Source organism: Streptomyces sp. NPDC018019 (assembly GCF_044327805.1).
GTDB lineage: Bacteria > Actinomycetota > Actinomycetes > Streptomycetales > Streptomycetaceae > Streptomyces.
Genome location: NZ_JBIRGD010000010.1, coordinates 251,552 through 265,460 on the forward strand (window position 1 = coordinate 251,552; position 13,909 = coordinate 265,460).

Consider the following 13,909-nt stretch of genomic DNA (forward strand, 5'->3'; position numbering starts at 1 on the left):
TCCCGTGACCAGCCGCCCTCTCCGCTCAACCGGGGGCGGAACAAGGGGAGGCCAGCGCCAGGGGCACGATTGCGTCCGCGAGGTCACCTATGCGGACGATGCTGGAAGGAAAGCGTGTGAGCCGGATTTCGGTCCGGGGATTCGCCGTGGCCTCCGCCACCGCGGTCACCACCGTCGGCGCCGTTGTCGGCGTCGCGTCAGGCCAGGAGCAGGGCTCGGTCGCCCACACCGAGGCCGCCGCGGCCGACGCCACGATCGCTGACATACCCGCGGGCCGGCAGGCCCAGGTGCAGACCGCGTCCCTGACGCAGCAGGCGGACGAGGCGTCCACGCAGGCGGACGCCGCGGCGCTGAAGTCCGCGCAGGAGGCCGCCCGCAAGGCCGCCGCCCAGGACGCGCAGGACAAGAAGGACGCCGCCGAGAAGAAGGCGAAGGCCGAGCAGGACGCCAAGGAGCGCGAGAAGGAGAAGGAAGCCTCCCGCTCCGCCGCGCGCGACGCGTCCACCTTCACCGCCAAGGCGTCCTACACGATCGCCGAGACGCAGGCCATCGCCCGGCAGATGCTGCCGGCCGACCAGTTCCAGTGCTTCAGCAACATCGTGGACCACGAGTCCGGCTGGAACTACCGCGCCACCAACGCCTCCTCCGGCGCCTACGGCCTCGTCCAGGCGCTGCCCGGCACCAAGATGGCCTCGGCCGGTGCCGACTGGCGGACCAACCCGGCCACCCAGATCAAGTGGGGGCTGAACTACATGAACAGCCGCTACAACAGCCCGTGCGGCGCCTGGTCCTTCTGGCAGAACAACCACTGGTACTGAGACGAGTCGGCGGAGCACCGCGTAAGGTGGTCCGCCTCTCCGCTTCGTACGCGAAACCCCCGGCGCGACGGCGTCGGGGGTTTCGTGCGTCCCGCACCGGTAACGTCGTCCTGACAGCACCGGGGGGCGGGAGGGGAAGAGGAAGCGACATGTCCAGATTGCCTCAGTGGGTCGGTGGCCTCGGCGCCGGCCTGACGCGGATCGCGCAGCGGCTGGAGGACCAGCGCCGCCGCGCCGAGGCCGCGGCGGCGGACCCCCCTGGGGGGAGCCTGCCGGACTCCTTGGGGGAGGAGGGCGCCCCGCAGGAGCTGAGGCGTGCCGGGCACGCGGCCGGGTCCCACGCGCCGCACGACGACACGTACGCCGGTGCGTACGCCGGTGTGCGGTCCGACGGAGGGTCACCGGACGCGCCGGGCCCGCCGGAGGACGCGGACCAGCAGCCGAACTCGGTCCCGGCCCCGCCGACGTACGCGCCCGCCGTCGCGCCCCGCCCCGACCCGGTGGCCGCCGTGCCGTGGGGCATGCGGGTCGCCGCGGAGGCCGGCTGGCGGCTGCTCGTCCTGGCCGGCACGATCTGGGTCCTGGCCAAGGCCATCACCTCCATCCAGCTGGTGGTGCTGGCGTTCGTGGCCGCGCTGCTGATCACCGCGCTGCTCCAGCCCACCGTCGCCTGGCTCAAGCGCCGGGGTGTGCCCCGCGGGCTGGCCACCGCCCTGACGTTCATCGGCGGGTTCATCGTCATGGGCCTGGTCGGCTGGTTCGTCGTATGGCAGGTCCAGGACAACATCGACTCGGTCTCCCGCCGCATCCAGGAGGGCATCACCGAGCTGAAGGGCTGGCTCCTGAAGAGTCCGTTCCATGTGACCGAGGACCAGATCAACAACATCGCCAAGAACCTCCAGGACGCGGTCGGCGCCAACACGGAGGCGATCACCTCGGCCGGACTGGAGGGCGTGACCGTCGTCCTGGAGGTGCTCACCGGCATCCTGCTGGCGATGTTCACCACGCTCTTCCTGCTGTACGACGGCCGGCGGATCTGGAACTGGGTGCTCAAGCTGGTGCCGAGCGCGGCGCGCGAGGGCGTGGCGGGCGCCGGGCCGCGCGCCTGGCGCACTCTGACCGCCTATGTGCGCGGGACGGTGATAGTGGCTCTGATCGACGCCATCTTCATCGGCATCGGCATCTACTTCCTCGATGTGCCGCTGGCCGTGCCGCTCGCCGTCTTCATCTTCCTGTTCGCCTTCATCCCGCTGGTGGGCGCGGTGGTCTCCGGCGCGCTGGCGTGCGTGGTCGCGCTGGTGACGCAGGGCGTCTTCGCGGCCCTGATGGTGCTCGCGGTGGTGCTGGCGGTGCAGCAGATCGAGGGGCACATCCTGCAGCCCTTCATCCTGGGCCGCGCGGTACGGGTCCATCCGCTCGCCGTCATCCTGTCGGTGGCCGCGGGCGGACTGATCGCCGGCATCGGCGGCGCGGTGGTCGCGGTGCCGCTGGTCGCGGTCACCAACACCGTCGTCGGCTACCTCCGCTCGTACTCACGGGAACAGGCCCTGCGCATGACACCGCCCCCGCACGGCGCCACGGCGCTGGCGGTCGCGCCGACCCCGCCCAAGGGGAGCGACCCGGAGGACTGAGCGGGGGCCGGTCCCCGAAGGCGCTCAGTACGGTGCGTCCTTCGCGTTTTCGTACGCCCGCAGCCGGGCCGTGTCCTGGCCGGTCCAGCCGGGCGGCGGGACGACGGCCGCCCAGCCGTCCACCGCGCCGGTCCCGTAGCGGTGCCCGTGCGGCGGCGGCGCGCCGAAGGACACCGCCAGGTCCACCGTCGTCTGCCAGAAAGTGATCACCGGCCAGAAGCGCATCTCCCCGGTGACATCCGGGCCGAGCGGCCGGTCCAGCCAGGCGGGCCGGTGCCAGAGCAGGCCGGGCGTCCACCACACCACCGGGTCGGAGGCGTTCTGGAGGTAGACCACCCGGGGGTGCTCCCACGGCCCGTCCGGCCGCCCGAGGTCGCGCTGCGGGTACTGGGCGAAGCGGACGTGCCGCCCGCGGTCGTACACCGGCCGCCACACCGGACTGCCCGGATCGCGCCCGGCGACCACCTCGTTCCAGATGGGGCTGACGTGGGGCGGCCCGGCCAGCAGCGCGCCGTCCACCTTGCCGAGCATGTCGTCCAGGCCGTCGAAGCTCGCCTCGGTGGCGTACGAGCCGAGGCTTTCGCCGCCGACCACCAGCTTGGGGCGGTCGTCGGCGGGCAGCGCGGACCACTTGGCGTAGACCGCGTCGAACACCGCGCGGGCGTCCCGCGCCGCCTGCTCCTTGTCGACCAGGAAGGAGATCCAGGACGGCAGGTACGAGTACTGGGTCGCGACGATCGCGGAGTCACCGCCGTACATGTACTCCAGCGGCTCCGGCATCCGCGGGTCCACCCAGCCGCTGCCCGTGGTGCCCAGCAGCGCCAGCACCTTGCGGTGGAAGCCGCCGGTGCGTTCCAGCTCCTGTACGGCGAGGTCGGCGGTGCGCCGGAAGTGCGCGTCGCCGACCTGCTCGCCGACGTACACCCGGACCGGGTCCTTGGCGGGCCGGCCGGTGAAGGCGGCGATGTCCCGCTCGCGGGGCACCGAGCCGATGAAGCTGCGGCCCTCGGCGCCCAGTTCCGCCCAGTCGACGACGGAGGTCGGGCCGCCGGAGACGTACGCGGAGGCGGGCTGGGTGATGCCGTCGGCGGTGCTCAGGTTCGCGGCCTTGGAGATGCGGTCGACGATGTCGATGAAGCCGCGTTCGTACAGGACGTCCTTGGAGCCGACGGTGACCAGGAGGGCGGTCAGCGCCGCGCCGATCACGTACGCCGCCGGGCGCGGCACCCAGCGGCCGAAGAAGCGGGCGAGCCGCCGGGCCACCAGCCGTACGCACCGGGCCAGGAGCACGAGCAGCGCGCAGACCGCCACCGCGATCAGGATGATCATCGGCGTGTGCCAGACCAGCGAGGGCTCGACCTCCTGGAGGCGGCGGAGCCGGCGCTGCGCGTGGGCGCTCCAGGAGACGGCGGCCGTGGACAGCACGATGCCGAGGACGTGGAAGGCCAGCCAGCAGCGGGCGCGGGTGCGTGCGCCGGGGCGGTACCGGCACAGGGCACGGAAGAGGCTGCTCGCCGCCGCTCCGAGGGCGTAGCCGATGGCGGCCGTGATGCCGCCGATCAGGCCCTGGAGGAACCACGGGCGGGGGAGCAGCGACGGGGTGAGGGAGAGCCAGAAGAAGAGGGCCGCGACGCAGGAGGCGGTGAGGTCGGGCCAGCGGCGGACGACCCAGGCGGGGTCGGGCGCGTCCCAGTACGGGCGCTTGAGCCACCGGACGAGCAGGTGCAGCAGCGCGGACATTTGCCCCATTATGCGCAAAGCCCCGCGGACACGTGGTCCGCGGGGCCCTGTCGTACCGGCCGGGTGCCCGCCGGGCACCTCCGGTTCACCTACTCGGCGAGGACGGCCTCGGCGTCGAGGGTGGCGCCGACGGCCTGGAGGACGGAGGCGATCTTGATGGCCTCAAGGATCGTCTCGCGGTCCACGCCGGCCTTGCGCAGCACCTGCTCGTGCGAGTCCAGGCACATGCCGCAGCCGTTGATGGCCGAGACGGCCAGCGACCACAGCTCGAAGTCGACCTTCTCCACGCCCGGGTTGCCGATGACGTTCATCCGCAGGCCGGCGCGCATCGTGCCGTACTCCGGGTCCGACAGCAGGTGCCGGGTCCGGTAGAACACGTTGTTCATCGCCATGATGGCGGCGGCGGACTTGGCGGCGGCGTAGGCCTCGTCGGAGAGGTTGGCCTTGGCCTCCGGCTCCAGCTCGCGCAGCACCTTCGGCGAGCGCGAGGCGATCGCGCAGGCCAGAACGGTGCCCCAGAGCTGCTGCTTGGGCAGCTCGCTGTTGCCGATGACCGAGCCGAGGTTCAGCTTCAGGTCCTTGGCGAAGTCCGGGATCGCGGACTTCAGCTCGTCGAGAGCCATGTCAGATCAGCCTTTCCCGTGGTGCTGTTCGCCGCAGTTCACTCGCCCGCGAGCAGCGCGACCGGGTCGAGGGTCTCCTCGCCCTTGCTCCAGTTGCAGGGGCACAGCTCGTCGGTCTGCAGGGCGTCCAGGACCCGCAGGACCTCCTTGGGGTTACGGCCGACGGAACCGGCGGTCACCATGGTGAACTGGATCTCGTTGTTCTGGTCCACGATGAACACGGCACGCTGCGCGAAGCCGTCCTCGCCCTCGATGCCGAGCGCGCGCATGAGCTCGTGCTTGGAGTCGGCCATCATCGGGAAGGGCAGGTCGGTCAGGTCCGGGTGGTCCTTGCGCCAGGCGTGGTGCACGAACTCGGAGTCACCGGAGAAGCCGAGGATCTGGGCGTCGCGGTCGGCGAACTCGTCGTTCAGCTTGCCGAAGGCGGCGATCTCCGTGGGGCAGACGAAGGTGAAGTCCTTGGGCCATGCGAAGACGATCTTCCACTTGCCCTCGTAGGTCTTGTGGTTGATCTGCTCGAACTCCTTGCCCTTCTCCAGGGAGACGCAGGCGGTCAGATCGAACTCGGGGAACTTGTCACCGACAGTGAGCACAGGCTCTCCTTCGTGTGCCGTAAGTCCTGTTTCAGGCGCTTACGCGAGGGGTTGGACGGTTCCCTACAGTGCCACAGGGGTCATTGATCAGGGAAATAGCCAGATCATGATGCGTTGATCGGAGCTGGCTATCAGTCGCGTGAGGTCCGGACGGACGTGGGCGGCCTGCGCCGGACGGGCGGGGATCGGGGTGAAGGGCCGGGTGCGCCGACGTATGCATGATCGTGCACAACAATGCCGGATCGGTCGAAAAGGGACGGGAATCCGGGGAATCCACCGGCTATCTCCGAAACGATGTTCCCCGGATCGTGCACCTCACCAAAGATTCGCCCCATCGCGAGCCGCGAGACGTACAATCACCCGCATGGCACAGAAGATCGTCACTATTTACACGGATGACCTGACCGGGGAAGAATCCTCGGAGGTCGCCACGCACTCCCTCGCAGTCGACGGTATTGCATACGAGGTCGACCTCGCGCCGGACAGCTACGACAAGCTGCTGGAGGCGATCGGCCCGTTCCTGAAGGCCGGGCGCCGCACCGGGCGCATGAAGACGGGTACGGGGGCGCGCAAGACCGGCTCCGCCTCGGGCTCGGGCGAGACCGCGAAGATCCGTGCCTGGGCCAAGGAGAACGGCTACGAGGTGAACGAACGCGGTCGTGTGTCGGCCGAAATCCGTGAGGCGTACCAGAACGCCAACAAGTAGGTCTCGCCGGCATCGGTGGTGATGCCGCCGCCGCGGCCCCTTTTCTGAGCGGTCCGGGGCCGCGGACCGCTGGAAGGTGCTGGTGGCAGCCGGTGCGCCGAGGAACCGGCGACGGCTGCCACCGCCCGAATTGCGACTGATTGCGGCCGCGGAAAAGCCGGAACCGCGCGTATCGCGAACGGTACGTATCGGAATGGTCCGTATCCGCGACGATCCGGTGGCGAGATGCCCTCGCGCGGCTGTGCCGTGCCCGCGAAATGCGGGACCCGGCGCACGGAGAAACAGGTACGGGCAGGGCGCGGCCGGCAATCCGCCGGGTCTCCGAATTTCGCCGACGCGTTTCTCCGCCGCGAGAATGCGGCTGCCGGTGCCTCCGGGGGCGCACGCGGACCGCGCAGGCGGAACCTGTCGGTAACGCGGCGCGGCAATTGGCCGGCCGCCTGCCCGCCGGAGCCCGCACCTGAAAATTCTCCCCCGTGGGACCCGCCCGAGCGCCATTAGACTGGATCGCGCTGATCGGAGGTGGCTATCGGTGGCATCCCCCACGAATGCCGGGACCCGGCCGCGGCAGCCCAGTCTGGCGCAGCTGCGGGCCTTTGTCGCCGTGGCCGAGCACCTGCACTTCCGGGAGGCCGCGGCCGAGATCGGCATGAGCCAGCCCGCGCTGTCCGGCGCCGTGTCGGCGCTGGAGGAGGCCCTCGGTGTGCAGCTGCTGGAGCGGACCACCCGCAAGGTGCTGCTCTCGCCGGCCGGGGAGCGGGTGGCGGCACGGGCCCGTACGGTCCTGGAAGCGGTCGGTGACCTCATGGAGGAGGCGGAGGCGGCCCGCGCGCCGTTCACCGGCGTCCTGCGGCTCGGGGTGATCCCGACCGTCGCACCGTATCTGCTCCCGACCGTACTGCGGCTGGTCCACGACCGGTACCCGGACCTGGAGCTCCAGGTCCACGAGGAGCAGACCGGCTCGCTGCTGGACGGCCTCCAGCAGGGCCGGCTCGACCTGCTGCTGCTCGCCGTGCCGCTGGGCGCCCCGACGGTCACCGAACTCCCGCTGTTCGACGAGGACTTCGTGCTGGTCGCGCCCCAGGACCACTGGCTGGGCGGGCGCGGGGACATCCCGCGCGAGGCACTGAAGGACATGGATCTGCTGCTGCTGGACGAGGGGCACTGCCTGCGCGACCAGGCACTGGACATCTGCCGGGAGGCGGGCCGCGAGGAGGGCGCGCCGGTGACGACCAGCGCGGCCGGGCTGTCCACCCTGGTGCAGCTGGTCGCGGGCGGCCTGGGCGTCACGCTGCTGCCGCGCACCGCGCTGCGCGTCGAGACCGCGCGCAACGACCAGCTGACGACCGGGTACTTCGCCGACCCGGCGCCCTCCCGGCGGATCGCGCTGGCGATGCGGTCCGGCGCGGCGCGGCAGGGCGAGTTCGAGGAATTCGCGGCGGCGCTGCGCGAGGCGATGCGGGGTCTTCCGGTACGGATCGTGGACTGAGCGCGGGTGTCCGAGCGCGCCGGGCGGCCCGGGCCGCGAGGTGCACCCGTATGTGACCACGTCGCGGACACCCGCCCTTGACGGGCCCGGCCCGCCTACTCCGCACGCAGCCCGTCCGGCCGCATCAGCCGCCACAGCAGCGGCAGGCTGAGCGCGGTCACCGCGAGGATCACCGCCCCGGCCGTGCCGGTGAGGGCGGCGATGGCGGGCCAGTCCGGCAGCACCGGCTTGTTCACCAGGTGCAGCAGCAGGAGGCCGAGCCCCAGCCCGCAGCCGACCGCGAGGGCCAGGCCGAGCACGACGGGGATGGCGGCCTGCCACAGCACCGACCGGCCGAGCGTACGGCGCGGTGTCCCGAAGGCGTCGAGGGCGGACAGCAGCCGGCTGCGCTCGCGGAGTTGTTCCAGTACGGAGATGAGCAGGCCGGCGCCGATGAGGCACAGCACGGCCACCGCGCCCACTTGGAGCGCCGAGCCGACGATGTCGTACACGCCGGGTGTTCCCGCCCCGGCCCCGAGCACCGACACGTGCAGCAGCGGGTCGATCCGCGCCGCCGTGTTGCGTACGTACTCGACCGCGTCCGGCCGGTCCGGGTCGAGGCGGACCTCGGCCTCGGCGACCGGGTTCCGCAGCAGCGCCGGGTCCAGGGCGCCGGGTGTGGCCAGGACCTTGGTCCGGGCCATGGAGAAGAAGTTGGCGCGCGGGGCGACGGTGCGTGCGGTGTGCGGAACCGTCCAGGTGGCGGGGGCGCGGGCGGCCTCCGGGCCGTGGTCCGGGGAGATGGCCAGCCGGGTGCCGGGGGACGGGAGCCGTGGTGCGTCGGGGGCGGGCCCGGTGGGGTCCGCCGGGTCCCCGGAGCCCTGGCTGAGGAAGACGTCGCCGTCCGCGCACCTGCCGATCCGCGCCAGCCTGCGCAGTGCGTCGCAGTCACCGACGGCCACCGCGTAGGACTCCGTGCCGGCCTCCTCGTCCGGGGCGGTCCTGCCGGACGGCACCGGCGCCGCGTCGTCGAGCAGCACACCGTATGCGGCGCGCACCCCGGTGGTGTCCCGCAGCCGCTGGAACGTTTCGGCGGGGGAGGCCGTCCGCTGCCCGTACCAGGAGGCGACCTGCACTTGGTTCTCGTCGGCCGGCGGGTACGGCTCGACCTGGTCGTACGTCTGCACCCCCGCCAGCAGCAGCTGCACCGCCACCGCTCCGGCGACCGCCACGGTGATGCCGCTGACCGAGCGCGCCGCCGCCGTCGTACTCAGCTGGAGGCGCCGCACGGCCAGTTGCCAGGACGGTACGCCGCCCCCGGCGAACCGGCGGACCACCGCGTCCAGCAGCCACGGCAGCACCGCCGCCACGCCCAGCAGGAGCAGCGAGGTGCCCACGACCACCTGGGCCCCGGCCCCGGTGCCCACGATCGCCGAGTCCCCGGCCGCCTTGGGCCACAGCAGCGCGACGCCCGCGGCCGGCAGCAGCAGCCGCCACCACAGGCGGCGCCGCACCACCGGCGCCGACCGGGTCACGCCGAGCGGTTCGACCGCGACCCGGCGCATCGTGAACAGGGCGACGCCGGCCGAGCAGACCGGGACCGCCAGCGCGACGAGGGTGGCCAGTCGCGCGTCGGGCACCACGTCGGAGGGGAAGACGCCGAGGTTCATCACCCGTATCCGCGCGAGGGGGTAGCGGGCCGCCAGGAAGAGGGCGGCGCCCGTGAGCAGGCCCAGCAGCGACCCGGCCAGCGCCTCGCCGGCCGCGATCCGCCGGGTCGTGGCACGGTCGGTGCCCACCAGCCGCAGCGCCGCCAGCCGCCGGTCCCGGCGCTCCCCGCCGAAGCGCACGGCCACCGCGATGAACACGGCGACCGGGGTGAGCAGCGCGGCGCACCCGACGAGGACCGCCAGCAGCAACTCCGGTGCGGTGGCGGAGGCTCTCCCGGTGTCCGGTGCGTCGTCGCCGCGGCCGAAGGCGTGGATCCGCGTGACACCGGCGCCGGTCTGCGTGAGCCGGTCCGTCCCCCGGTAGTAGGCCAGTTCGCCCGGCCCGGACAGCCCCTCGTCGCCGATCCGTCCCACGACGCGGGCGCCGGGGAAGCGGTCGCGCAGCACCGTGCCGTCCGAGGAGGCCAGCAGCTCGGCGAGGGCGGGCGAGACGACCATCTCGCCGGGGCCCGGCAGGCGGGACACACCGGGCGGGAGGGCGGGCCGGTCGCCGTCGGGCTGCACCAGCCGCCCCCGGACGGACTGTTGGTGATAGGCGGTGTCGGCCTCGGCGACCAACAGCGAGTGGGGCCCGGGACGGCTGTCCTCGATCAGCCGGTCGGAACGCGCGTGTTCACGCCCGACCGCCGTTCCCACCGCGTGCGGAACGGCTGCGGCGACCAGCAGCACCGCCACACCCAGCCCCACGCCGAGCGCGGTCAGTGCCGTACGGATCCAGCCCTCCCGGCCGCCGCCGACCGCGAACCGGACGCCCATGGCGAGGTCCCGGCACCAGCGGCGGAGCGGGTGCCGTCGGTCCCCGTCCACCTGCGTTCACTCCGTCCGTAGGCCGTCCGGCCGCATCATCCGCCACAGCGGCGGCAGGCTGAGCGCCGTCACCAGCAGGATCACCGCCGCGCCGGCGCCCGCCATACCGGCGACCACCGGCCAGTCCACGAAGACCGCGCTGTCGATCATCCACAGCAGCAGCGTGCCCAGCGCCAGGCCGCCGCCGACGGCGAGCACCAGGCCGAGCGCGACGGGGATCGCGGTCTGCCACAGGACCGACCAGCCGAGCGTGGCGCGCCGGGTGCCGAACGCGTCCAGCACCGAGAGCAGGCGCCGCTGTTCGTACAGCTGCTCCACCGTGGAGACCACCAGGCCCGCGCCGATCAGCAGCAGGGTGACCACCGCGCCGACGAACAGGCCGGTGCGCAGGCTGTCGTACTGCCCGTCGTGCCGGTTCTCGGCCCGGGGGACCACCGCCATCGTCGGGTCGACGCGCGCGGCGGCGGTGCGGATGTGCTCCACCGCGTCCGGCGTGGCCGGGTCGTAGCCGACGCTCAGCTGCATGAGGGGCCGGTGCATCCGGTGGATGTCCACCGCGGACGGGGTGATCAGGATGCCGTGGGTGGGCAGGTCGTCGCTGTCCGTCTTCGCGTGCACCACGCGGGCCGTGGGCGGCAGCGTCCACAGCTGCGGCGGACGGGCGGGGCCGGGACCGTCGGGCGGGTCGAGGTTGATGCGGGCGCCCGGTTTCGCGAAGGTGTCGTCCCCCAGGTTGTCGGTGAGGAAGACGTCACCGTCCCGGCAGGGGCCGGTCTCGGCCAGCCGGGCCAGTGCGGCGCAGTCGCCGACCGTGGCGAACACCCCGTCCACCATGCGGTAGTCGCTGCCCTCCATGAACCGGCCCCGGTCGCCCGCGGCCGCGACGGAGGTCCCGATCGTGCCGTGGGCGCTGCGCACCCCTTCGGTTTTGCGCAGCAGCGCGAGCGCGCGCCGGATCTGCGGCCAGTCCTCGGCGCTCCCGGTCATGTCGACGACCGGGCGACCGGTGCGGGCGTAACTGTCCGCGAATCCGGCCTGCATACCGGTGAAGAGCATGTGTACGGCGATGGCCCCGGCGACGGCGACGGTGATGCCGCCGACCGCGCGGGTGGCCGCGCCGCTGTTCAACTGGAGCCGGCGGGTGGCCAGCTGCCATGGCACCGGGCCGCCGCGCAACCGTCGTACCACCGCGTCGACCAGCCACGGCAGCAGTGCCGTGACGCCGAGCAGCAGCAGGGTGGCGCCGGTGGCGAGCCGGATCGTGTTGAGCGGGCTGTCCACCCGGTCGACGTCGCGCGAGACGGTCACCAGCAGCCCGGCCCCGGCCAGCGGCACCAGCGGCCGCCACCACAGGCGCCGCCGCACGGGCGGCCGGTTGCGGACCACCCCCAGCGGCTCGACCGTCACACCGCGCTGGGCGAACAGCGTCACCAGCACGGCTGCGGCCGGCACCAGCACCGCGACCACTACGGCCAGCAGCGGGTCCGGGACGATGTCCGACGGGAAGACGTTGATGTCCCACAGGGTCACCACCGAGGCCAGCTGCCGGCCCCCGAGGAAGAACCCGGCGCCCAGCACCAGCCCCGCCAGCGAGCCGAGCAGCGCTTCCCCGGCGGCGATCCGGCGGGTCGTGCGGATGTCCGCGCCGACCAGGCGCAGCGCGGCGAGCCGCTGTTCGCGGCGCTCGTTGCCGAACCGTACGGAGGTGCCGATGAAGACCATGACCGGCGTCAGCAGCGCCACGCACGTCATGATGACCAGCACCACCGCGGGGGCCCGCATCGGGCGCTGGACGAACTCCAGCCCGAAGTGGTCGATGCGGTAGGCGATCCGCTCGGTCAGTGTGCCGCTGCCCGCCAGATAGGTCAGCTCGGCCGGTCCCTGGAGCCCGGCGTCACCGATGGTGCCCACCACGCGGTACGGGAGCCGTTCGCGCAGCTCCTTGGCACCGGGCGAGTCCAGCAGCTCCTTGAGGGCGGGGGAGACCAGCATGGTTCCCGGGCCCGGGAGTTCGGCGACGCCCGGCGGCCGGGGCGGGTGCGTCCCGTCGGGCCGTACCAGCCGGCCGCGGATGTTCTGGTGGTGGAAGCGCGTGTCGGTGTGCGCGTACAGCAGCGTGTTGTCGGCGGGCCGCGGCGCGTGCGCCTGCCCCAGGTTCTCGCGGGCCTTCTCCCGGCCGTGCCAGGAATCGAGCAGCGACGGCACGGACGCGCCGAGGAACAGGACGGCGACGCCGAGTCCGACGCCGATGGCGGTCAGGACCGTACGGATCCAGCCTTCCCGGCCGCCGCCCGCGGCGAAGCGCAGCCCCGTCACGAGGTCGCGGGTCCAGGCGGCGGGCCCCTTCGGCGGGGCCGGGAACGCGGGTCCGGCGGATTCGCGGGGCGGGGCGCCGCTCCCGGCCGGTCCGCTGTTGGTACGCGGGCCGAGCAGTGTCATCCGGTGGTGCCGATCGGGGCGCCGGCGCCGGCGCCGCCCGGGCCGGGCGGGGTGCGGATGTCGGAGGGGCTCATGCCAGACCCGCCAGCATGTCCTTCACCCTGCCGTCGCGGACGACGATCTCGCGGTCGGAGTAGGCGGCGACCCGCGCTTCGTGGGTGACCAGGACGACGGCGGCGTTGGTGTCGCGGGCCGCGTCGGTCAGCAGCGTCATCACGCGCTCGCCGTTGAGGGAGTCCAGCGCGCCGGTGGGCTCGTCGGCGAAGATCACGCGGGGCCGGGCGGCCAGTGCGCGGGCCACCGCGACCCGCTGGCCCTGGCCGCCGGAGACCTGACCGGGCCGGCTGCCCGCGGTGTCCTCGACCTCCAGCCGCTCCAGCCACTCGCGGGCGTGCCGCTGCGCCTCCTTGCGCTTGACGCCGTTCAGGCGCAGCGGGAGGGCCACGTTCTCCAGGCAGGTCAGTTCGGGGACCAGCTGGCCGAACTGGAAGACGAAGCCGAAGTCCTGGCGCCGCAGGGCGCTGCGCTGTGCGTCGCTCATCGCGGTCACGTCGTGGTCGCCGTAGCGGACCGTGCCGGAGTCCGGCAGGACGATGCCCGCCAGGCAGTGCAGCAGGGTCGACTTGCCGGAGCCGGAGGGGCCCAGTACGGCGACCACCTCGCCGGGGTGGACGGAGAAGTCCACCCCGTCCAGCGCGGTGGTCCGCCCGTACGTCTTGTGCAGCCCCTCGGCGGCCAGCAGCGATCCCGCGGGCGTCACGAGCCGATCACCGCGGCCAGTTTGTCCAGGCGCGCGGCGGTCAGCTCCAGCCAGCGCAGATCGGCTTCCAGGTGGAACAGCGCGTGGTCGCAGATGAGCTGGTCGGCGAGGTCGCCCTTGCGCTTGCGCTCGGTCAGGCCGCGCATCAGCCGCAGGTGCTCGGTGCGCTGGGTGTCCAGCAGTTCGGCGGCGTCCCGGCCGGTGAGCAGGGCCAGCACCACCTTCGTGTAGAGCGTCGACTGGAGGTAGGGCTCGGGCTTCTCGGGCCGCGCCAGCCACTGGGCCACGTCGGTCACACCGGCGTCCGTGATGGCGTACCGCTTGCGCTCCGGGCCGGCGCCCGCCTCGACGCCGTCCACCTCGACGAGACCGTGCTTCAGCAGCCGGGACATGGTCGAGTAGACCTGCCCGTAGTGCAGCGGGCGGTCGTGGCCGAAGTGCTCGTCGAACGCCCGCTTCAGGTCGTAGCCATGGCGGGGGCCGGACTCCAGGAGGCCCAGCAGCGTATGACCGATTGACATACCGACCACCTTACTTCGTCGCTACAGCCATGGTGTATACGTCCGGTGTATAGCGGCACCGGTCCCCGGGGCC

General features: G+C 72.7%; 11 protein-coding genes. 4 read left to right on the forward strand and 7 right to left on the reverse strand.

Features of this window, described 5'->3' with window-relative positions:
- Positions 1 to 116: 116 nt before the first annotated feature.
- The gene (locus ACH4FX_RS19305) at positions 117 to 818 is read left to right on the forward strand and encodes a transglycosylase SLT domain-containing protein (protein WP_398480425.1); all 702 of its coding nucleotides are present in this window, start codon (positions 117 to 119) and stop codon (positions 816 to 818) included.
- 149 nt (positions 819 to 967) lie between these two features.
- Positions 968 to 2,449 carry an AI-2E family transporter gene (locus ACH4FX_RS19310; protein ID WP_398480427.1) on the forward strand — a complete coding sequence of 494 codons (1,482 nt, stop codon included), beginning with the start codon at positions 968 to 970 and terminating at the stop codon, positions 2,447 to 2,449.
- 24 nt (positions 2,450 to 2,473) lie between these two features.
- On the opposite strand, the gene ACH4FX_RS19315 is transcribed toward ACH4FX_RS19310, so the two are convergent.
- The 3 genes from ACH4FX_RS19315 to ACH4FX_RS19325 all read right to left on the reverse strand — a co-directional run bounded on the left by ACH4FX_RS19315 (position 2,474) and on the right by ACH4FX_RS19325 (position 5,405).
- A complete protein-coding gene (locus tag ACH4FX_RS19315) occupies positions 2,474 to 4,189 on the reverse strand; it encodes an alpha/beta hydrolase (protein WP_398480429.1) in 1,716 nt (571 codons plus the stop codon).
- Between the two features lie 89 nt (positions 4,190 to 4,278).
- Positions 4,279 to 4,812, reverse strand: a complete 534-nt coding sequence (locus ACH4FX_RS19320) for an alkyl hydroperoxide reductase (RefSeq protein ID WP_398480431.1) — start codon at positions 4,810 to 4,812, stop codon at positions 4,279 to 4,281.
- 38 nt (positions 4,813 to 4,850) lie between these two features.
- Positions 4,851 to 5,405, reverse strand: coding sequence for a peroxiredoxin (locus ACH4FX_RS19325; RefSeq protein ID WP_398480433.1), 555 nt, complete (start codon positions 5,403 to 5,405; stop codon positions 4,851 to 4,853).
- Positions 5,406 to 5,769: 364 nt separating this feature from the next.
- On the opposite strand from ACH4FX_RS19325, the gene ACH4FX_RS19330 reads away from it, so the two are divergent.
- A complete protein-coding gene (locus tag ACH4FX_RS19330) occupies positions 5,770 to 6,111 on the forward strand; it encodes an Lsr2 family protein (protein WP_398480435.1) in 342 nt (113 codons plus the stop codon).
- 532 nt (positions 6,112 to 6,643) lie between these two features.
- Entirely contained in the window at positions 6,644 to 7,600 is a 957-nt protein-coding gene (locus ACH4FX_RS19335) for a LysR substrate-binding domain-containing protein (RefSeq protein WP_398480437.1), read from the forward strand.
- Between the two features lie 95 nt (positions 7,601 to 7,695).
- Here the strand turns inward: ACH4FX_RS19335 and ACH4FX_RS19340 are convergent, their stop codons facing one another.
- From ACH4FX_RS19340 to ACH4FX_RS19355, 4 genes are all read right to left on the reverse strand, one after another.
- The gene (locus tag ACH4FX_RS19340; protein WP_398480439.1) at positions 7,696 to 10,116 is read right to left on the reverse strand and encodes an ABC transporter permease; all 2,421 of its coding nucleotides are present in this window, start codon (positions 10,114 to 10,116) and stop codon (positions 7,696 to 7,698) included.
- Between the two features lie 6 nt (positions 10,117 to 10,122).
- The gene (locus ACH4FX_RS19345; protein WP_398480441.1) at positions 10,123 to 12,555 is read right to left on the reverse strand and encodes an ABC transporter permease; all 2,433 of its coding nucleotides are present in this window, start codon (positions 12,553 to 12,555) and stop codon (positions 10,123 to 10,125) included.
- Positions 12,556 to 12,625: 70 nt separating this feature from the next.
- Complete coding sequence (locus ACH4FX_RS19350) at positions 12,626 to 13,315, reverse strand: ABC transporter ATP-binding protein (RefSeq protein WP_398480443.1); 690 nt, start codon at positions 13,313 to 13,315, stop codon at positions 12,626 to 12,628.
- On the reverse strand, positions 13,312 to 13,836 hold the full coding sequence (locus ACH4FX_RS19355; protein WP_398480445.1) for a PadR family transcriptional regulator: 525 nt from the start codon (positions 13,834 to 13,836) through the stop codon (positions 13,312 to 13,314). The genes ACH4FX_RS19350 and ACH4FX_RS19355 overlap by 4 nt, the downstream gene beginning before the upstream one ends.
- Positions 13,837 to 13,909 lie beyond the last annotated feature (73 nt).